Annotated in this window: 17 protein-coding genes and 1 pseudogene; 5 read left to right on the plus strand and 13 right to left on the minus strand. The window is 59.2% G+C overall.

The genetic code is table 11. The features are described from left to right. Window positions 1-10: 10 nt before the first annotated feature. The 3 genes from RRH01S_RS09470 to RRH01S_RS09480 form a co-directional block, all read right to left on the minus strand. Entirely contained in the window at window positions 11-2,098 is a 2,088-nt protein-coding gene (locus RRH01S_RS09470) for a putative bifunctional diguanylate cyclase/phosphodiesterase (RefSeq protein ID WP_034522212.1), read from the minus strand. Between the two features lie 331 nt (window positions 2,099-2,429). After that, complete coding sequence (locus RRH01S_RS09475) at window positions 2,430-3,230, minus strand: EF-hand domain-containing protein (RefSeq protein WP_007691446.1); 801 nt, start codon at window positions 3,228-3,230, stop codon at window positions 2,430-2,432. A gap of 530 nt (window positions 3,231-3,760) precedes the next feature. Next, window positions 3,761-4,840, minus strand: coding sequence for an ABC transporter substrate-binding protein (locus RRH01S_RS09480; RefSeq protein WP_153510644.1), 1,080 nt, complete (start codon window positions 4,838-4,840; stop codon window positions 3,761-3,763). Window positions 4,841-5,016: 176 nt separating this feature from the next. On the opposite strand from RRH01S_RS09480, the gene RRH01S_RS09485 reads away from it, so the two are divergent. Continuing rightward, complete coding sequence (locus tag RRH01S_RS09485; RefSeq protein WP_012649522.1) at window positions 5,017-5,820, plus strand: class I SAM-dependent methyltransferase; 804 nt, start codon at window positions 5,017-5,019, stop codon at window positions 5,818-5,820. 67 nt (window positions 5,821-5,887) lie between these two features. Here the strand turns inward: RRH01S_RS09485 and RRH01S_RS09490 are convergent, their stop codons facing one another. The 10 genes from RRH01S_RS09490 to RRH01S_RS09530 form a co-directional block, all read right to left on the minus strand. Next, window positions 5,888-6,295: a lysozyme inhibitor LprI family protein gene (locus RRH01S_RS09490; RefSeq protein WP_007691449.1), complete on the minus strand. Its 408-nt coding sequence runs from the start codon at window positions 6,293-6,295 to the stop codon at window positions 5,888-5,890. 162 nt (window positions 6,296-6,457) lie between these two features. Then, window positions 6,458-6,619, minus strand: coding sequence for a hypothetical protein (locus RRH01S_RS34355; RefSeq protein WP_165586804.1), 162 nt, complete (start codon window positions 6,617-6,619; stop codon window positions 6,458-6,460). A gap of 88 nt (window positions 6,620-6,707) precedes the next feature. Then, window positions 6,708-7,544, minus strand: coding sequence for a helix-turn-helix transcriptional regulator (locus tag RRH01S_RS09495; protein ID WP_012649524.1), 837 nt, complete (start codon window positions 7,542-7,544; stop codon window positions 6,708-6,710). Between the two features lie 55 nt (window positions 7,545-7,599). After that, window positions 7,600-7,821, minus strand: a complete 222-nt coding sequence (locus RRH01S_RS09500) for a DUF1127 domain-containing protein (RefSeq protein WP_007691453.1) — start codon at window positions 7,819-7,821, stop codon at window positions 7,600-7,602. Window positions 7,822-7,927: 106 nt separating this feature from the next. Further along, the gene (locus RRH01S_RS09505) at window positions 7,928-9,772 is read right to left on the minus strand and encodes a methyl-accepting chemotaxis protein (RefSeq protein ID WP_042471116.1); all 1,845 of its coding nucleotides are present in this window, start codon (window positions 9,770-9,772) and stop codon (window positions 7,928-7,930) included. Between the two features lie 84 nt (window positions 9,773-9,856). Beyond that, window positions 9,857-10,855, minus strand: coding sequence for an ABC transporter permease (locus RRH01S_RS09510; RefSeq protein ID WP_042471117.1), 999 nt, complete (start codon window positions 10,853-10,855; stop codon window positions 9,857-9,859). A gap of 2 nt (window positions 10,856-10,857) precedes the next feature. Then, window positions 10,858-11,880, minus strand: coding sequence for an ABC transporter permease (locus tag RRH01S_RS09515; protein ID WP_012649528.1), 1,023 nt, complete (start codon window positions 11,878-11,880; stop codon window positions 10,858-10,860). Then, entirely contained in the window at window positions 11,870-13,420 is a 1,551-nt protein-coding gene (locus tag RRH01S_RS09520) for a sugar ABC transporter ATP-binding protein (protein WP_042471120.1), read from the minus strand. The genes RRH01S_RS09515 and RRH01S_RS09520 overlap by 11 nt, the downstream gene beginning before the upstream one ends. 56 nt (window positions 13,421-13,476) lie before the next feature. Continuing rightward, entirely contained in the window at window positions 13,477-14,484 is a 1,008-nt protein-coding gene (locus RRH01S_RS09525) for a sugar ABC transporter substrate-binding protein (protein ID WP_034522204.1), read from the minus strand. 174 nt (window positions 14,485-14,658) lie between these two features. Further along, window positions 14,659-14,937 carry a DUF982 domain-containing protein gene (locus tag RRH01S_RS09530; RefSeq protein WP_007691466.1) on the minus strand — a complete coding sequence of 93 codons (279 nt, stop codon included), beginning with the start codon at window positions 14,935-14,937 and terminating at the stop codon, window positions 14,659-14,661. Between the two features lie 474 nt (window positions 14,938-15,411). On the opposite strand from RRH01S_RS09530, the gene RRH01S_RS09535 reads away from it, so the two are divergent. The 4 genes and pseudogenes from RRH01S_RS09535 to RRH01S_RS09550 form a co-directional block, all read left to right on the plus strand. Next, complete coding sequence (locus RRH01S_RS09535) at window positions 15,412-16,749, plus strand: MFS transporter (protein ID WP_042471123.1); 1,338 nt, start codon at window positions 15,412-15,414, stop codon at window positions 16,747-16,749. A 129-nt stretch (window positions 16,750-16,878) separates the two neighbouring features. After that, the gene (locus tag RRH01S_RS09540) at window positions 16,879-17,547 is read left to right on the plus strand and encodes a TetR/AcrR family transcriptional regulator (protein WP_042471126.1); all 669 of its coding nucleotides are present in this window, start codon (window positions 16,879-16,881) and stop codon (window positions 17,545-17,547) included. 123 nt (window positions 17,548-17,670) lie between these two features. Continuing rightward, a complete protein-coding gene (locus RRH01S_RS09545) occupies window positions 17,671-18,540 on the plus strand; it encodes a shikimate dehydrogenase (protein ID WP_080705421.1) in 870 nt (289 codons plus the stop codon). Between the two features lie 92 nt (window positions 18,541-18,632). After that, window positions 18,633-19,128: pseudogene (locus RRH01S_RS09550) on the plus strand (IS6 family transposase); the annotation flags it as partial.

Here is a 19,128-nt window from a genome sequence, read left to right on the forward strand (position 1 = left end):
TTGACCTGTTTCAAGCGATCGAGCGACGTCTGATCCGGACGGGCGGGATGCGGCCGGAAAACGATGCCGGAAATTCGGCATCGATGGTTTCTTCAGACAGAAATATCTGTCCGACCGGCTTCGGCCGCCCAAGGAAAAAGCCTTGGGCTTCGTCACAGCCTTCGACTTTGAGGATTTCAAGCTGGTGGTTTGTCTCGACCCCCTCGGCAAGAACCGGGATTTCAAGGCTTCGGCCAAGCGTCAGCACGGCCCGCACGATGGCTTTCGCCTGGATGCTGCCCTCCACTTCGCTCATGAAGGAGCGATCGAGCTTGATCTTGTCGAAGGGGAATGAGCGCAGCGTATCCAGCGACGAATAGCCCGTTCCGAAATCGTCTATCGCTATGGTTACGCCCAGCGCCTTGATCTGACGCAGCACATGCAGCGTGCGGGTCTTGTCGGCGATGATGGTGGACTCGGTGATTTCGAGCTCCAGCCGGCTTGGCGAGAGCCCTGTTTCGAGCAGGATTTCGTGCACAAGCCGGGCAAGGTCGGCATGGGCAAACTGGACAGGCGAAAGGTTGACGGCGATCTTGTAGCGCTTGTCCCATGAGGCAGCCTGCTTGCAAGCCGTCCGTAGCACCCATTCGCCGATCGCAAGGATAGTGCCGCTTTCCTCCGCGATCGGAATGAATTCCGCCGGGGGCACCTTGCCGCGTTCAGGATGGTTCCAGCGCGCCAGAACCTCATATCCGCAGACCTCGCCTGTGCGAACCGAGGTTTGCACCTGGTAGTGCAGCTCGAGCTGATCCAGCTCGACGGCGCGGCGCAGATCCTGGGCAAGCGTATGACGTTCGCGGGCAGCTTCATCCATCCTGGATTCGTAGAAGCAGACGGCGCGCCCGACATCGGCCTTGGCGCGGTACATCGCCAGATCGGCATTGCTGACAAGGCGCTCTTGATCCCGTCCATCGTCGGGATAGACGGCGACGCCGATGCTGGCGCCCGTCACCGTCTCGAAATCGTCGATCCGGATCGGTTCGAACATGGTCTTTTCCAGTCGCGCGACGAAGTCCAGCAGCTCGTTTTGCCCGTTGAACCGCTTGACGGCAGCAAACTCGTCGCCACCGACGCGGGCGACGAATTCGCCGTCCTTCACCAGACGTGCGAGCCGACGTCCGATCGCCTTGAGGGCCTGGTCGCCAGCCTTGTGTCCGCGAAGATCGTTGATTTCCTTGAAGCGGTCGAGGTCGATGCCGATGACGGCAAGTTTCGCATTCTCGCGTTCCGCCTGTTCCATCTCTTGGTTGAGATGGTCGGCAAAGCTGCCACGGTTGGGCAGGCCGGTCAGCAGGTCGTTGAGCGCCATGTGCTGGAGCTTCTGGATGGATTCTTGCGTGGCGTGTTCATCAATCATGTAGCTGGCGACGCCGGTGCCGACGATCAGTAGGCCGACGCCAGCGACGGCAATGGCCATTGCCTGCAATACATGCGGGTCGGTGCCTGCGGCACCCGTCGCCAAAGGAGTGAGCGATACGGCGGCCATCGCAGTGAAATGGAGCGTCACGACGGCAAGGACGAAGAGCGCAAGTGCGAGGAGAGGCGAATGGCGCCAGGGCCGACGGATGGCCTGGCTGAAGGCGAATGCCGCGATGACCATGGACAGCATGATCGAGCTGGCCACGTAATCCACGTTCCACTCGATGATGCCATCGACGTGATAGGCCATCATGCCGGTGTAATGCATGGCCGAGATCGCCAAACCAACGACCAAGCCGCCTGCTTCCGGCGCCAGTCTGAAACCGCGCAGCGAGGCGGTCGTAAAGCCGAAGGCGCAGCCTGTCACGGCTACCAGCAGCGACACCATGGTCAGGATCGGACCGAAGGTGATCGCCGCTTCGGTCTCATAGGCGAGCATGGCGATGAAGTGGGTGCACCAGACCGAGGAGCCAGCCGCAACGGAGGTCAGAAACAGCCATCCACCGCGCTGAAGTCCCAGTGTCGTCTCCGACCGTCGCAACAGATTGAGGGTGATCCACCCGCCACTGATACAGACGAACGCCGCAAGAAGAACGAGCCACAGATTATGCTCCGTGGTGATGCATGATATGACGCGCACTCTGAAATCCCAAGCCTATGGATGGCGACGACCGAACTCTTTGACGGCTACCTGCCACACCGATAATCAGGGGCCAAGTTTTTCGAGGGCAAACGATAATATCGGGTAAAGACCGAATGTGTGGCTTGGGGAAAAGGCAGGTTTGCGAATAAATTCACCGTTTCGTCACAGATGCGGTCTCCCCCCCAAACATTAAGCCGAGCGAAATCGGCTATACCGGGCATGGCTTTCGAAAATGGACGGCAGGTCGAGCAGAGGTCCCAACATCTCCTACCCAAGCCGCCGCCCTTTTTTCACATAGTCAGAAACGAACGATTGTTGTCGCCGTTCATCAAAGGGCAAGCAATTCGCTTGTGGTATCGACCTGCTCGCTTGAGGCATAGAGGCTGCCAAAGTCTGACGGCTGCGGCGGCTGTTGCGCCTTCATGGCCGTCTCGAACTGGCTTTGCGTTAGCGATCCGGAACTGGACGTGTCGAGGCTGTCAAACAGGGACGTTGCCTGATCCTCGCTCACGTCGGATGGACGAGCCGCGACGAATTCCGCCTCGCTGACGCTGCCGTCGCCATCCGTATCCATCTCGGAGAACATGCTGGACAGCTGATCGTCGCTCGGTGGTCCGCCAGCCGGAGGTGGCGGCGGCTGCTGGCCGGACTGCATGGCGCTTGCCAGCTGCGATTCCGTGAGCGATCCGGTGTTCTCAGTATCGAAGCTTGCAAACAGATTTGTTGCCTGTTCCTCGCTCACGTCGGATGGACGAGCCGCGACAAACTCCGCTTCGCTGATGTTACCGTCGCCATCCGTATCCATAGCCTTGATCATGTTGGTCTGATCGCTGGTGCTGGAAGCAGCTTGCGTGCTCGATGTGCTGCTGGTGGATGCGGTATCCGAGCTTGAGCTCGAATCATCGTCGCTGCTGCCAGACTGCAGATTGAGCATCATCGACATCAGCTGCGCGGCCAACTGCTGTGCCGTCGTCGCCAGAGACTGATCGTCGGACGACGAAGACGAATCCTTGCTGGACGATCCGCTACCCAGGACAGAAGAAAGGGCATCGTCCGTTGACGACGCTGCAGAACGTGATCGCAGAGATTGATAATAACTATTTGAACTAATTGAAGTAATGCTCGTCATGGGGGCCTCCGGATGCGAGCGTTGAAATGACTCCGGTTTCTTACGCTTACTCGTTATGAACATATTGCCGTCGCGTCGGGCCGACTGATCTGTGGCAGCACGATCTTTGATACCGATATGAGCGGATGGGCGTGCCGAATGCTGTAAACCCAGCATTCTTCGCGTTCCTGCTTTGATGCTCACGCGTGCCCCCGCAGCGCATGAGTTCAAGATTGAACACGACAGATGAACGCCATCATGGCGCTATCGGCATCCGCACATTCTCGATCTGGCAATTCCCAACGAGCTACTGATGCACAAGCAAACTTGTGCGTAGCTTATAGGAGCCGGGTGCACGCTCTCGGCTGCAATTTCTTCTGTGGATTGTTCGATTGGCTCAAAGCCATAGGGAGCCGACAACCGCCGGCGCGGGTTCCGCGGCTCTGGCAAGTATCGATATGTCTGTCGACGGCAGCTTTGTAGGTGGGCTGACCGATTTGGACGCGTTAAACCAAACCTGCGGGCGACAGGTCGCCCGCAGGTTTGTCGGATCAAAGGCTTGCGTTCAGCGATACGAAATAGCCGGAACGGTATTCGACCGGCAGGAAGCGCTCGTGCAATTCCTTGAACGTCGCTTCCGGATCGAGATCCTTGAACAGGTCCGGATGCAGCCACTTGGCGATCTGCTGTATGGCGACGAACTGGTAGGGATTGTTATAGAACTGATGCCAGATGGCGTGAACATTGCCGGTCTTGACCGCGGTGATGTCGGTGAAGGCCGGGCGGTGCATCAGCTTTTCCAGCTTCGATGTGGCCAGGGCCTTGTCCGCGCCGGGACCAACGCCGACCCAGTCGCCGCCGGGAACATAAAGTTCCCAGTTCGCACCGGTAACGATCACCTGGTCCGGGTTGGATGCAATGATCTGTTCCGGATTGACCGTGCCGAACGTGCCGGGAATGATATCCTTGGCGAGATTGATGCCACCGGCCATTTCGACCATCCGGCCGAAATTCTCGTTGCCGAAAGACATGCAGCAATCGTCGCTGTAGCCGCCGGCGCGTTCGATGAAGACCACCGGCTTCTTGATGTCGCCGGCCTTGGCAAGCACGTCGGTGACGCGCGCCAACTGCTCATCATGGAATTTCACGAATTCCTCGGCGCGTGCCTCCTTGCCGAATAGCTTGCCGATCAGGCGCATGGACGGAGTCGTGTTCTCCATCGCCTTCTCACGGAAGTCGACATAGACGAGCGGAATGCCAACCTTGGCCAGCTTCTCGATGTAGCCGCTTTCTTCCGTCGCCGACTTGGCGTCGATGTTCATGATGATGACATCGGGCTTCAGCGTTACAGCCTGTTCGATGTCGAAGGTGCCGTCCTTCATGCCGCCGAAGGTCGGGATCTTCTTCATCTCCGGATATTTTTCCAGATAGGCATTGTAGCCGTCGAGATCGGCCTTCTGGAAGTCATCCCGCCAACCGATGATGCGCTTGAACGGCGCCTCCGTGTCGAGGGCTGCGGTGAAGTAGATCTGACGACCTTCGCCGAGAATGACGCGTTCCACCGGAACGCTGACCTGGACGTCGCGGCCGGTAATATCCTTGACCGTGACCTTCTCACCGGCGATAGCCATCCCGGAAAAAAGGGCAAACACGAGCGTGGCGACCGAAGCCACCTTGTTGAGGTTGAACACTTGTCTCTCCTGAGCGATAAATTCGGACGCGATTTATGTTTTTATGACTTTTGCAGTCAAGAATTATCTTTTAGAAGTCTTCTACGCTTAGTTGTTCTCTTGGAAAGAAATAGGAAATGCAGACACTTAACCTGCGCTCCAATCACGATTTGCGCGACGAGATAAAGGCCTATTGGTCGATCCGGGCCGAGACTTTCGACAGCCAACCGGGGCATGAGATCTTTTCGGAGGAGGAGCGGGCGGCATGGCATGCGTTGCTTCAACGCCATCTCGGCGATGGTACGGGGCAGACGGCCCTCGATCTCGCCTGCGGCACGGCGGTCGTATCCCATTTGCTCGACGACATCGGCTACAGGGTGACGGGCATGGACTGGGCGGAGCCGATGTTGGAACGGGCGCGGGCGAAGGCGAAGACCCGTGGCCGGCCGATCCGTTTCCTGATGGGGGACGCCGAAAACACCATGGAGCCGGATGGCGCCTATGATGTGGTCATCAACCGCCATCTGGTCTGGACGCTGGTCGATCCGCTCGCCGCCTTCAAGGAATGGCATCGCGTGCTGAAGCCGGGCGGGAAACTGCTGGTCATCGATGGCGACTTCGTTAATACGACCCTTGTCGCGAAGATTACCGGTAGGCTTGCGGCCCTTATGGCACGTCTCCGTGGTCGAAATGCCCGGCCACAGAACGGGCCGGGCGCGGTACTTGCCGAAACCCACCGCAGCATTCTCTCTCGCGTCTATTTTTCCGAAGGCGCGCGCGCCGAAGCGGTGGCCGACCTCCTGAAGGCTGGCGGCTTTTCATCCGTGATCATCGATACGGACATGGGTGCCATCCACCGGACACAGCGCAAGAACTTTGATTTCCTGAAAGGGCTGGAGCGCGCCGCGCAGCACCGCTACGCTATCTGTGCTAGCAAATAGGGCGGGTTTGATCTGGTATCTCTGATTTTCGATCGCGGTCGTTTCGAGTTTTGTGCCGGACCGCATCTCAATTGGCTGACGGAACCGGGCAGTCGAGGTCCCCATCGCCGCACTTCAGATATCCTTTGAGATCTTCGATACGGCTCCGCGTCATGTTGTTGAGACAGGAGCTGGAGATGAACGGATATACGGTGCCGCCCGTGACTTTAGAGCTTGAGAAATTGCATTCGGCGTCGCGATAGCCGACCCAGGCTTTCTGCGTCGATACCAATAATTTTTTGGTATCGGCGTCGTCCTTCAACCGCGCCTCGATCTGCTTATAGAGCACATTCAACTCGGCGTCCGATTTCGCATAGGCTTTGCCAGCGCAAATATTCATGTCGGTTTGGGTCGTGAGGTCGCCACAATTTTGTTCGGCAAGCGCAAAGGTGGGCGTTGCCAAAATCAGCGCAATAGCAAAGGCTGTAATTCTCATTCGTATTCCCCCACTTATGTCGATAGCAAACGATATTTCACTTGTGCCGAATATATAGCACCATCTTTCGGTAGCAAGCATCGCTGCCTCTTCCGCAAATATTGGTCGAACCAGAAATAGCGGCATCCGCCGCGACAGAGGCAATGTCGCGGCGGATGATTTTCAACCTTTAACGTCTGCGGTAGCCGTCATGGCTGCTTCTGCTTCGTTGAGCGCCTGGGCGCATTCTTCGCAGCAGACCTCGACAGTCTTGCCGCCGAGCTTGACCTTGATTGCCTCGGCATCGAGTTCGCAGTCGCAGGCAGCACAGGTACGTTGAGACATGTCAGTTCCTCCGTTTGATGTCCCCGGCTTGGGGATGCTGGGAGGAAACCATTTCGCCGGCGCTGCCGCTGTCGGATTCTTTAGCGATTTATCGCGCCCGCAAATGGGCAAGCCGCTGGAATTCGGCGGGCGTACGGTCATAGGCCTGTTTGAAGGCGGCGCTGAAATGGCTGTGGCTCGAAAAGCCGAGATCCAGGCCAAGAGCCGTCAGGTCGTCATATTCGCCGAGGAGGTCGAGCGCCCGCGCCAGCCTTAGACGCAGTTGGTAGCGATAGAGTGGAATGCCCTCGACCTGCTGGAAGACCTGGGTGAGGTAAACCGGAGAGACGCCGACATCATGGGCGATGTCAGCCAGGGTCCATCGACGGGCAAGGTCGGACGACATGACAAGTTTGGCGCGATCGACCAGCTTCTGCCGTCCGATCGTTGCACCGGCGGCGTGCGAGGTGCGCTCACCAAGCGAACGCCGCACCAAAGTCAGCGCAAGCGTTTCCGCCTCCAGCGTCTCGGCGGCGCCGCGTTTAAGGCTATGCCGCAAGAGGGCGACCAGCGCCTGCGCGCGCGGATCGATCCGCCGGCGCTGGCGACGAAAGATCAGCGCATCCGCCGTCTGTGCCTGATCTTTCGGTGCCAGTTCGTCTAGCAAGGCTTCGTCGATTGAGACATCAATACAGGCATCGCCACCCTCGATCGGATGGCTGATCCGGTATTCCTGCTCCCGGTTGAAAAACAGCACCTGGTTTGCCTCGGCCACCACATCCTTGCGCCCGACATGGCGCATGAAGACGCCGCGATAGGGGTAAACAAGGCTGGTCGAATGCGCGCATTCCTCGACGCTCTTATGCCGGCATGCGCCATCGCAGAGCACATCTCTTATCGTGACGGTCTTCGTCTTCAGCAAAAGGTCGATTGAAAAACCTGACATGGCATAGTCCAATATCGGCGGCGCAAGCCTCTCAGCTCGCCACGTTCTAGCACAATTATCTGTAGCGTGTGTAGATGTGCTCGTGACTATAGGCTTGGCCACGGGACAGGCCTATATCCTTCAACTGGTCGTCGGACAGTTCAAGCAGGGCATTGCGATTGCTTCGCGCCGTTAGTTTTGCGGCGATCTGCATCGGTATGGCTAACAGCCATCGCAATGCCGGGTAGATTTTTCGTTCAGTTCGGCGGAAGGATACACGGATCGCAGTCGTGGTCATTGTCGTCTCCATCGGGCTTGTTTCGATGAGACGAGTTGACCATTTGCCGGAAGTTTCCGCTGTCGGATTCTTTAGCGATTATTCAGGCGAAACCTCGCCCGAGCGGTCAAGCCGCCCGTCTTGCCCGACGGTCGTCCTGCGCTGTACCTTCGATGCGGAACTGTTGCAGCAGGTTCATCAGAATATCGGCTTCCTCGGCCAATCCGCGGCTGGCTTGCGTCGTTTCTTCGACCATCGCAGCGTTCTTTTGGGTCATCTGATCCATCGCGTTGACGGTGCCGTTGACTTCTTGCAGGGCGGTCGCCTGGTCCCGGCTGCCTGTCGCGATGGTCTCAACATGCTTGCTGATCGCGACAATTTCCTGGCTGATGGAGGCAAGCATGCCGCCTGTTTTCTGCACCAGCTCGGAGCCGGCGGTGACTTCACGGGTCGATTTTTCGATGAGGCCCTTGATCTCGCGGGCTGCCACGGCGGAGCGCTGCGCCAATTCGCGCACTTCCTGTGCGACGACGGCAAAGCCCTTGCCCGCGTCTCCGGCGCGGGCGGCCTCGATACCTGCGTTCAGCGCCAGCAGGTTCGTCTGGAACGCGATATCGTCAATCACTTCAATGATCTGTTCGATTTGTCGGGACGCCTGTTCGATGCGGTTCATGGCGGCGACGGCATCGCCAACGACTGTGTCCGAGCTGTCGGCCGTCTTCTTGGTGAGCGCTACGGCATTGTTCGCCTCGCGGGCGCGTTCGGCCGAGGAGCGGACCGTGACGGTGATTTCCTCCACGGCGGCGGCAGTCTCTTCCAGATTGGCCGCCTGCGCCTCCGTGCGTTTGGAAAGTTCGCCGGCCGAGGACCGCATCGCGTTGCTGTTGTGCTGGATTGTCGTCGCGCTGTTGCGGATGCGGGACAGGGTGTCCTGCAGGCGAACGAGCGAGGCGTTAAAATCGATGCGAAGCTGCTCGAGGCGACCTACGAACGGGGTCTCGATCGTCTGTGATACATCCCCTTGTGCCAGACGGCCGAGGCCGACTGCGATCTGGTTGACCGCAAATTCGATCTGGTCGTCGAGCGTGCGCTTGTCGGTATCGTTGCGGCTGCGCTCGGCTTCGGCAAGCGTGCGCTGTTCGGCGGCCTGCGTTTCCAGATCGCGGCGCGCGCGGGCGCTGTCGCGGAAGGCTTCCAGCGCGCGGCCGATCTCGCCGAACTCATTCTTCTTCTCGACGCAGGGAATGCTGCCACCAAGATTACCGGCGGAAATCGTGTGAACCGTCGTCGTCAAGGCCTGCAGCGGTCTTATCGTACGGCGGATCGCAAAGAAGGCGAAGAGACCGACGAACGCCATCACGGCACCCCCAGCGGTCAGGACGAGAAGCTGCAGATTGTTCAGCCGCGCGAAATAGACCTCCATCGGAATGCCGATGAATAGAATGCCGACATTGGCGCCGGCGGCATTCTTGACGGGGAAATAGCCGGTCATGAAATTGCGGCCGAAAAGCTGGGCCGGACCGTAATAGGCCTCGCCCCTGGCAAGCACAGGCTGAGCAGGGTGATCGGCGGCAAGCTTTGTGCCGACGGCACGGCTGCCATCCTGCTTCTTCACATTGGTGGATACGCGAACATAGTCGCTGTCCTGCTTTTCGAAGATCGTTGCCACGCCAGCGATCGACTGCGCTGCCCGGTCGACAAGGTCGTGATCGCTAAAGGCCGGAATTTTCTCCTCGGTGACGGAGGCAAGCTCCGTATCTTTCAGCGCGATCTTCGCGCCATCGTCGCCAGCAGCGTAAAGGATCGCCATCGCGCGGCTTGCATCCCTGGCGTCAGCTACCGCGCTGTCCATCACGTCACGGCTGAGGTTGTAGTAGGTCACCGCAACGATTGCGGCCGTGCTGACGGCAAGCAGACCGAGGGTGATCGCAACGACCTGGCGCACGATGGATGTCGATAGAAAACGCAGCATGAATATCTCCGGTGATATAACCGGAACCAGACTAGGCGGAAGTCATTAAGATTCTGGCCAATGTCCGGAGTTTGGGGCGGCTATTCAAGCACCGCCGGCCTTGCTGTTGATGAAGCTGAAGGCGAGCACGGCGAAGATCAGCACGCCGGTGCCGACCTGCTGCCAGTAGAAATTCAGGCCCGTCAGAAGCAGGCCGTTGGCGACGATGCTGAGCAGAAGCACGCCGAGCACGGTTCCCGCGACATTCGGCCGGCCAAGCGGCGAAAGTGTCGTGCCGATGAAGGTCGCACCGATCGCGTTCAGGAGAAAGGCGTTGCCCGAAAAGGGAATATAGACCGTGACCGTCGCGGTCAGGATCAGGCCGGCGATGGCGGCGATGAGGCCGACGAGAATGAAGGTTATGGCGACGTGGCCGCGAAGCCTGATGCCGGAATAGCGCACGACGCTTGGCTGGATGCCGATCGACAGCACCACACGGCCGAAGCGGGTGCGGGCAAAGAGCGTGGCTGCGGCCGCGATGATGACGATTGCGATGACCAGCGGCACAGGAATGCCGGCAATCGCGCCGTGGCCGAGAAACCGGAACGCTTCCGGCACGCCGGTTGGTGGCAGGTAGACCGGATTGCCGCCATTCGTCAGCAGTTGCTGGATGCTGCGGCCGATGAAGAGCGTGCCGAGGGTCGCGAGGAACGGCGATACGCCGATCCCGGAGATCAGGACGGCATTGAAAGCGCCGACCGCGGCGCCAGCTGCCAGGCCCGCCAGCACGGCAAGTGCCACCGGTTGGCCGGCAAGCACCAGAGAAACGAAGGCAAAACTCGCGAAATCGACTGCTGTTCCGACCGAAAGATCGATCCCGCCGGAAGAGACGGCAAAGGTCATGGCGATCGAGACGATGGCAAGCAGCGTGAAGTTGTTGACGAGAATGCTTTGCAGATTGCCTGGCGTCAGGAAGGTCGGCGTTGCGGCCGAGAAGATCGCGAAGACGAAAAGGAGTGCCAGGATCAGGCCACATCGCGCCAATACGGCGACCGCGCGACGCGGCCATGCCTGCGATGGGGCGGCGGAATTCGAAAGCGACATGGTCAGATCTCCCGCTTGCGCAACAGGGTCGTTGCCGAAACGACGATCAGGATGAGAAGGCCTTGAATGCCGTTAACCAGCGTGCTCGGCAGATTCAGCAACTGGAACCCGTTGACGAGAAAGCCGACGAGCAGGGTGGAGAGCAAGGCTCCCGCGATTGTCGGAACCAACCGTCGTGAAAAGACCGAGCCGAGCAGGGCAGCGGCAACGACAGGCAACAGCATTTCGCCGGCGCCGGTGGTGCTGCCGCTGAGATAGGAGACCGAAAGAATGCCCGCGATGCCGCCGCAAAGGCCGCTGGCGAGGAAGGCGCCGGCAAGCAGGCGCTTGAGCGGCAGGCCGGCGGCACGCGCCGCGTCCGGAAACTCTCCCACGGCATAGAGTCTCAGGCCGAGCGGCGTATATTGCACGATCGCTGTCACGATTGCTGTAAAGCCGAGAAGCACATAGGCAAGGACCGGAATGCCGAAGCTGTCGGATGCCGAGAGCAGCGTCAGCAAATCGGTAGATGCCGGCAGGACAGTATTCTGCGTCAGCACCAGTTCGAGGCCTGCGACGATATTCATCACGGCAAGCGTGGCGAGCAGCGGCACGATGCCGGCAAGTACGACGGCGGCGGCATTGACGGCACCGATCGCAAGGCCGGTCAGCAGCGTGGCAGTAATTGCCACCGCGTCGCCATAACCGAGCTGCGTCAGCGTCGCATAGACGGCCGCACTGAGGCCCATATTGGCGGCGAGCGACAGGTCGATGCCACCGGTTACGACATTGGCGCCGCCGGCAATCAGCACGATGGTCAGCCCGATCGCCAGCACGCCCGAAATGGCGGACTGGCCGAGCACATTGCCGATATTGCCGATGCTGAGGAAATAGGGCGCCGTCAGCGAGAAGACGATAAGGATCAGGGCAAAGGTGATCAGCGAGCCGAAGCGCAGGGTCGTCGCCGCGATATTGCTGCCTGTCCGACCGGCCGTTTTCTCGGCCTCAAAGCCGGTGACGGGAGCATATTGAATGTCAGCCGACATGGCGCAAGCCTCCTGAGGCGCCGGACGATTCCGCCAGCACCTCGTCCGTTGTGGTTTCCGACGAGATGAATTCGCGGGTCACGCGGCCGCGGAAGAGCACGAGAATACGGTCGGTAATGCCGATCAGTTCGGGCAGGTCCGAGGACAGCACGATGATGCCGGCACCTCGGGTGGCGAGTTCACCGATCAGCGTGTAGATTTCCACCTTGGAGCCGATGTCGACGCCAACGGTCGGCTCGTCGAGCAGGTAGATCTCCGAATGGCGGCTCAGCCATTTGGCGATCGCCACCTTCTGCTGGTTGCCGCCGGAGAGCGTGCGTACCAGCGCTTCGCGTCCGGCTGTCTTGATCTCAAGGCGTTTGATGAGGTCGTCGGTGTCACGACGTTCGCGTTTGCGATCGAGGAAGCCGAAGCGTGTGTAGCGGGCAAGGCTCGACAGCGTGATGTTTTCGGCCACGCTAAGATCGAGAGCGACGCCGTGGCCGCGCCGGTCCTCAGGCACCAGGGCGATCTGCCGTTCCACGGCCTCCGTCGGACTGATACTGCGTGTTGGTTTGCCGGCGACCGCGATATGGCCGGAGGAAGCCCTCTCCAGGCCGAAAAGCGTGCGGACGAGATCCTTGGCCCCGGAGCCGAGCAGGCCGGTGATGCCGAGCACCTCGCCGTGGCGAAGGGTGAAATTGATATCGCTGAAGCGGTTAGGTGCCGTCAGCCCCTCGACTTTGAGGATCTCCTCGCCAAGCTCGATCTGGCGCTTGGGAAACATGTCGGCGATGTCGCGCTCGACCATCAATCGTGCGATGGCCGCAGCCGAGGTCTCTGCAATCGGCAGTGTGGCGACGTCAAGGCCGTTGCGCATGACGGTCACATGGTCGCAGAGCTCTTCGATCTCGTTGAGATAATGCGAGATATAGATGATGGTCACGCCTTCATCGCGCAGGCGCCGGATCAGCCGGAAGAGGATATCGGCCTCCCGCCGGATCAGCGCCGCTGTCGGCTCGTCGAAAACCAGAACTTTCGGCTGGTTGAGAAGGGCGCGCGTAATCTGCACGATCTGCTTTTCGGCCGTGGACAGCTCGCTGATTAGGGCCTTGTTCGGCAGGTTGACGCCGAAATAGTTGGCGAGCAGGTCGCCGGCGCGCCGCTGCATGCGACGACGGTCGAGAAAGGGCGTGCGGCCGATACGCGGCTCGCGGCCGAGGAAAAGTGCTTCTCCGACGGTAAAGGTCGGCACCAGCAGCCGGTCCTGATGGATGAAATGGATGCCGAGCGCTTCGGCGAGATGCGGCGTCAGATGATCGAAGGATTCCCCTTCGACTTCGATCCGGCCTTCGTCCGGCCTGTGCAGGCCGGCAAGCAGCTTGATCAGCGTCGATTTGCCGGCGCCGTTCTGGCCGACCAGACCGTGGACGGTGCCGCGGCGCACGGTAAGAGAGGCGCCTGCCAGCGCCTGCGCCCCGCCGAAATGCTTGACGACATGGTCGAAGCGAATGACATGATCATCCGAGTGTGGTGGCGCCGAAGGCGAAGATGCCGTCATTGGGAGGCTCCGATGGAGGTTTGGCGAGGCGGAAGGTCGCCTCGCCAACGGCTATGTCAGCCGATGCCGAGTTTCTTGACGACTTCGGCGACGTTGGCCTTGTTGGCCAGAAGCGCCGGCACATAGGTCTCGCGCGGCAATGTTTGTCCGGCCAGAAGCTTGGCGACATTGCGAATCGCGGTGCGGCCGATTTCGGCCGGCTGCTGTGCCGCATCGGCGCCTGCCGGCGAATTCGGATCGGCGACCAGTTGCAGCACCTCCGGGCTTCCATCGACACCATAGGTACGGATTTCAGTGCGGCCGGCGGCGGCAATGGCCTGCGTGGCGCCAAGCTGCGGAATGTCCCAGGCCGACCAGATCGCCTTGATCGAGCCTTTCTCCGGATATTTGTTCAGCAGTGCCGTGACCTGGGTGAAAGCGTCCTGGACGGTGTTCGGGATCACGTCGCGCAGTTCCGGCTGGATGATCTTCACCTTCGGGAAATACTTGATGACGTTGACGAGCTGGTCGTAGCGGATCGCGCAGGGCGTGACGCCGTAAAAGCCGTTGAAGACGAGGATATTGCCTTCGCCGCCGATGTCGGACACGAGCTGGAGGGCCAGATCCTTGCCGATACCCCAATTGTCGGAGGTCGTGTTGTTGATCGAGTTGGTCGAGCCGACATCCACGGTCAGCACCGGAATGCCGGCATCGCGAGCCTTCTTCAGCCAGGGATCGATGACGCTGAGCGTGCCAAGGATCTGCACAATGGCATCGGGCTTCTGGGCGATGAGCGTCTGCAACTGCGAGACCAGCTTGCCGTCGTTACGGCCGGCATCGACGGCGATCGGCTCGCCGCCAAGGCGTTTAACCTCGGCAATCTGGGCATTATAGGCCTGAAGGTCGAAATAGTGGTCGGTGCCCGTCGCGCTGATGGCGATGCGCTTGCCTTTCAGCGACAGGCCATCGTCGGCTGCCGCCGCCTGGCTGGCAAAAAGGCCCGCTCCGGCAAAGGTCGCGCCGGTGACGGCTGCGAGCTTCAGGATCTCCCGGCGGCCAAAGCCGGATCTGTCTTGTTCTGTCATGGAATGTTCTCTCCGTGTTTATACCCCACAAAATATATGGATTTATGGGGTTTGAGAGGAACAGCATTCCAAAAGAGCGCGATCGAAAGAAAAGTTCTCTGATCAAAAGCAATGTGGCTGCAATGACAAAATTCCACGCCGCCGATTTCTCGAAAGAGGCTAAATGAGCGGGAGCTATTCCGGATAAGCCGATGCAACAACCGAAATATGCGAAATTCTCTCCTCGTTGGCGGCACGGATCAAGGCTTCCCTGACTGCTTCCGGAGGGACGACATCGTGCAAGGCGTCCAGGCAGGTTCTGACTGCCACGACGTATTCTTCACCATCATCGCTCGGCCAATCCGAGATCAGGGTTACTGCTGCGTCTCGGACCGATTTGATGACCCTGTATTTTTCTCTGCCACGCACGACGAGCCTCAGCGCGGGAAACTGATGCGAAGTGTGCCATTTCATAACGCATGGTCTCCGAATCGTTAGAACATTGGTAACTACGCAAGAACCGTTCCAGGCAAGTCGCTGTACAAGAACGCCTGACAGCAGAGGTCTACTGGCGAAAAACGGCTAAGCGCACTGCTGAAGATCGGCGGGAAATGGGACCACACGCATGAACGCAGAGACCGAGCTCCGACATCTTTGCCGGAGTGCAGATGCCGATATGCAGCTTATGGTTAATATTCCTAAATCATATACTACACTTCTTGGTGCGATTAAAGCTCTATTCAACAGGCTGGTCGTAGTGCCCGATCAGCGGCCGCAAATGAGTATTTACAATACGAACTAGTTCGTACATTATTGTCGCGGGAGCTTGGGAGGAGTTGACGTTTGGCTGGTCGGGCGTTGAGGGCCGGCGCCATAATTATTCCTTCCATTCGCCGTCGGCTGGTTTGGCGCGACGGTTTATCCAATAGTCCATTGGGAGGAGACGTCATGCAGACATCAACGGGAATAAGGACACCGAAGCGCGCTGCGCTTGCAAGCTGGCTCGGCAGCGCGGTGGAATATTACGACTTTTTTGTTTACGGCACCGCGGCTGCTCTGATCTTTCCGAAGATCTTCTTTTCATCTGCGGATCCGCAAGCCGCCGCCATGGCGTCGTTCGCGACCTTCGGCGTTGCCTATATCACGCGTCCGCTCGGCGCGGTTGTTCTCGGTCACATCGGTGACAAGTTCGGCCGCAAGAAGGTTCTGACCTTCACCCTGCTGCTGATGGGCTTTTCCACCTTCCTCATCGGGTGTTTGCCGACTTACGACCATGTCGGCGTTCTCGCTCCTATCCTCCTCGTCATCGCACGATTGCTGCAGGGGATTTCGGCTGCCGGAGAGCAGGCAGGCGCGAACTCGATGACGCTCGAACACGCGCCAGAGCATCGGCGGGCATTTTTCACCAGCTTTACTCTCAGCGGCACGCAAACCGGCCTCATCCTTGCGACCTTGGTGTTCATACCGATCTCCAGGTTGTCGGAGGAAGACCTTCTGGCGTGGGGGTGGCGCATCCCGTTCTTTCTGAGTGTCATCGTCGTCTTCGTCGGGTTCTGGGTGCGCAGGACGCTTGCGGAAACGCCCGTTTTCGTCGAGGAATCCAAGAAGGGTGAAGTTGAAGGCGTGCCGCTGATAACGCTGTTCAGCAACTACTGGACGGACGTCGTTCGTATCGTCTTCGCGGCGCTGATCTCTGTCGTCAGCACGATCTTCAGCGTCTTCACGCTGTCCTATGCGGTCAACACCATGCATATCGATCGCTCGCTGATGCTGACGGTCCTCGTCCTTGCGAATGTTGCCGCGCTGGTGGCAATCCCGCTCTGGGCGGTGTTGGCGGACCGGATCGGCCGCAAGCCGGTCTTCATCTTCGGTGCCCTCGGCTGCGCCGTTCTCATCTGGCCTTACATTTGGGCGATCAGCCAGGGCGACCTGACGCTGATCTTCGTCCTCGGTATCCTGCTGTCTGGCATCGTCTATAGCGCCTCGAACGGCGTATGGCCGGCACTCTACGGCGAAATGTTCGATACGCGCGTGCGTCTGTCGGGTATGGCGATCGGCACGCAGATCGGCTTCGCTCTTGGCGGCTTCGCGCCGACCATCAGTGCTGCCCTGCTGGGCACCGGCCCGACCGGCTGGATGCCGGTTGCAGCCTTCACCTCCATCACGGCGGTGATCGCGGCGATTTCCGCCGCCACGGCATCGGAAACCTTCAAGATCCCGATGGCGCAGCTTGGCAGGCAGAAGAACCAGGTCTTGCAGGCGCCGGCGGGCAAGCAATCCATCTGACGACAGAACTACCGGCGCCGTTATCATCGTGATGACGGCGCCAGCTCGGGCACGCCTTATTTGACTGGTTGCCAATGGTGGGGATACTCGTGTGAACGGTTCGATTCCACCTCTTGAGGCGAGTTCAGCATGCGCAAGACCCAATCGGTGAAAATTGAAAGCCGATCGAGAAAGAACGATCCTGATGCCACCAAGGAAAACATTCTTCGCATAGCGTCTGAAGAGTTCGTTGCCTCGGGATTCGCGGGCGCACGCGTCGACGAGATCGCTGAGCGCACGAAAACCTCGAAGCGAATGATCTACTATTATTTCGGCGGTAAGGAGGGGCTCTACCTTGCCGTGCTGGAGCAGGCCTATACTAAGATCCGCAGCCTGGAAGGCGCGCTTGATCTGCAGAGCATGCCACCCGTGCAGGCGATGCGGAAATTGATCGAAAGCACCTTCGACCATGACGATCAGAACCCTGATTTTGTCAGGCTCGTCAGCGTCGAAAACATCCATCGCGCCGAGAATATGAAACGCTCGAGCGTTCTGTCCGAGATGAACATCGTCGTCATCGACATCATCTCCGATATCTTGCGGCGCGGCTATGAGGACGGCAGCTTCCTGCGGAAGGTCGATCCCATTGATCTCCATATGATGATCAGCGCCCAATGCTTCTTTCGCGTTTCGAACCGCTATACATTCGGCGCTATTTTCAATCGCGATCTCTCCGAGAATGACACAAAAAAGCGCCATAAATCAATGATTTGCGATGCCATCATTGCTTTTCTCAAAGCGCCCGGAACAGGCGGGTAAGACGTCTTTTCTCCTTGGTCATTCACTCACTTTGATGTGTCCTGCATTGACAATACGAACTAGTTCGTACATTTTTTGTCATCATCTTGTTGATGATGCCTGGGAGAGCGTAGGAGGATAGTTGTGTCGGAAGTATTGATCGCACCGCAGGTGCTGCGTGTTGGCCTTATTGGAGCGGGTATCGGCGGGTCGCTTTCGCCGGCCATGCATATGCAGGAAGGCGCGCGTCTCGGGCTGGACTATAGCTACGACCTTATCGACCTGCAGGAACTCGGCTGCACAGTATCCGACCTCCCCAGGCTCATCGAGGACGCCGAGAAGAACGGCTTTGCCGGGCTCAATATTACGCACCCCTGCAAGCAGGCCGCCGTGACGCTCGTGGACGAATTGTCCGCGGATGCCGCCGTGCTTCGCTCTATCAATACGATCGTCTTTCGCAACGGGCGCCGCTTCGGACACAATACCGACTGGTGGGGCTTTGCCGAGAGCTTCCGGCGCGGCCTGTCGGACGCCTCTCTCGATCGAGTCGTTCAGCTCGGCGCGGGTGGGGCAGGCGTTGCCGTCGCGCATGCCGTTGCCGGCATGGGCGCGAAGTCCATCGAGATCTATGATCTTGATCAGGCAAAGGTGAGCGCGCTGATCTTTCAAATTCAATCGGCGCACCCGCATTGCGTCTTTGTCGCCGGCAAGGATCTGCCCGCCGCGGTGCGGGAGGCGACAGGGCTGGTTCACGCCACCCCGACCGGCATGCTGGGTCATCCCGGATTGCCGCTCGACGAAGCGCTGATCGATCCCCGATTCTGGGTCGCCGATATCGTCTATTTCCCGCTTGAGACGGAGCTCGTCAGGGCCGCCAAAAGCAAGGCGTGTCGGGTATTGGACGGCGGCGGCATGGCTGTTTTCCAGGCCGTCGGCGCCTTTGAACTGTTCACCGGCCGCCAAGCGGATTCGAGCCGCATGATCGCGCATTTCAAATCGCTGCAAGCGCGGTAGCCTGCCGGCACCTAAGCCGCATATCTACTCAGCAGCAGATGGCAAGCTCCCGCCATCTGCGTGACGGAATATGCTCAATAGTCTCTGGGGCGATGTCACGTTGTCTGCAGCTTAACGGTTGAGGGATAATTGGGCGAGGATGATCTCGACGACGATCAGTTACAAGAATCACCGCTTTTCACCGCAGATCATCGCCCATGCGGTGTGGCTGTATTTCCGGTTTCCGTTGAGCCTACGGTTGGTCGAGGAAATGCTGTTGGAGCGGGGCGTTGTCGTATCGTACGAAACGATCCGGCGATGAGGCTTCAAATTCGGGGCGGCTTACGCCAAGCAGTTGCGCAGAAAGAAGCCGTCGCAAAAGGATATCTGGCATTTGGACGAGGTCCTGATTTCCATCGGTGGCCGAAAACATTGGCTTTGGCGCGCGGTTGACCAGGACGGCTACGTTCTCGACGAGATCGTCCAGGCTCGCCGCGATACCAAGGCTGCCAAGCGATTGCTGGTCGGACTGTTAACGAAGCAAGACCTGTCGCCGAAGCGCATCGTCAGCGGCGTTGGTGCAGTGTTCGGCGACAGATCATCATGTGG

The organism is Rhizobium rhizogenes NBRC 13257 (assembly GCF_000696095.1).
Classification (GTDB): Bacteria; Pseudomonadota; Alphaproteobacteria; order Rhizobiales; family Rhizobiaceae; genus Rhizobium; species Rhizobium rhizogenes.

Coding starts and splice junctions, on each gene's coding strand:
- RRH01S_RS09485 (WP_012649522.1), top strand. CDS start 5,017: ATGCAGACACTTAACCTGCGCTCCAATCACGATTTGCGCGACGAGATA.
- RRH01S_RS09520 (WP_042471120.1), bottom strand. CDS start 13,420: ATGACGGCATCTTCGCCTTCGGCGCCACCACACTCGGATGATCATGTC.
- RRH01S_RS09515 (WP_012649528.1), bottom strand. CDS start 11,880: ATGTCGGCTGACATTCAATATGCTCCCGTCACCGGCTTTGAGGCCGAG.
- RRH01S_RS09535 (WP_042471123.1), top strand. CDS start 15,412: ATGCAGACATCAACGGGAATAAGGACACCGAAGCGCGCTGCGCTTGCA.
- RRH01S_RS09525 (WP_034522204.1), bottom strand. CDS start 14,484: ATGACAGAACAAGACAGATCCGGCTTTGGCCGCCGGGAGATCCTGAAG.
- RRH01S_RS09500 (WP_007691453.1), bottom strand. CDS start 7,821: ATGACCACGACTGCGATCCGTGTATCCTTCCGCCGAACTGAACGAAAA.
- RRH01S_RS09475 (WP_007691446.1), bottom strand. CDS start 3,230: ATGACGAGCATTACTTCAATTAGTTCAAATAGTTATTATCAATCTCTG.
- RRH01S_RS09480 (WP_153510644.1), bottom strand. CDS start 4,840: ATGGCTATCGCCGGTGAGAAGGTCACGGTCAAGGATATTACCGGCCGC.
- RRH01S_RS09530 (WP_007691466.1), bottom strand. CDS start 14,937: ATGAAATGGCACACTTCGCATCAGTTTCCCGCGCTGAGGCTCGTCGTG.
- RRH01S_RS09495 (WP_012649524.1), bottom strand. CDS start 7,544: ATGTCAGGTTTTTCAATCGACCTTTTGCTGAAGACGAAGACCGTCACG.
- RRH01S_RS09540 (WP_042471126.1), top strand. CDS start 16,879: ATGCGCAAGACCCAATCGGTGAAAATTGAAAGCCGATCGAGAAAGAAC.
- RRH01S_RS09510 (WP_042471117.1), bottom strand. CDS start 10,855: ATGTCGCTTTCGAATTCCGCCGCCCCATCGCAGGCATGGCCGCGTCGC.
- RRH01S_RS34355 (WP_165586804.1), bottom strand. CDS start 6,619: ATGTCTCAACGTACCTGTGCTGCCTGCGACTGCGAACTCGATGCCGAG.
- RRH01S_RS09490 (WP_007691449.1), bottom strand. CDS start 6,295: ATGAGAATTACAGCCTTTGCTATTGCGCTGATTTTGGCAACGCCCACC.
- RRH01S_RS09505 (WP_042471116.1), bottom strand. CDS start 9,772: ATGCTGCGTTTTCTATCGACATCCATCGTGCGCCAGGTCGTTGCGATC.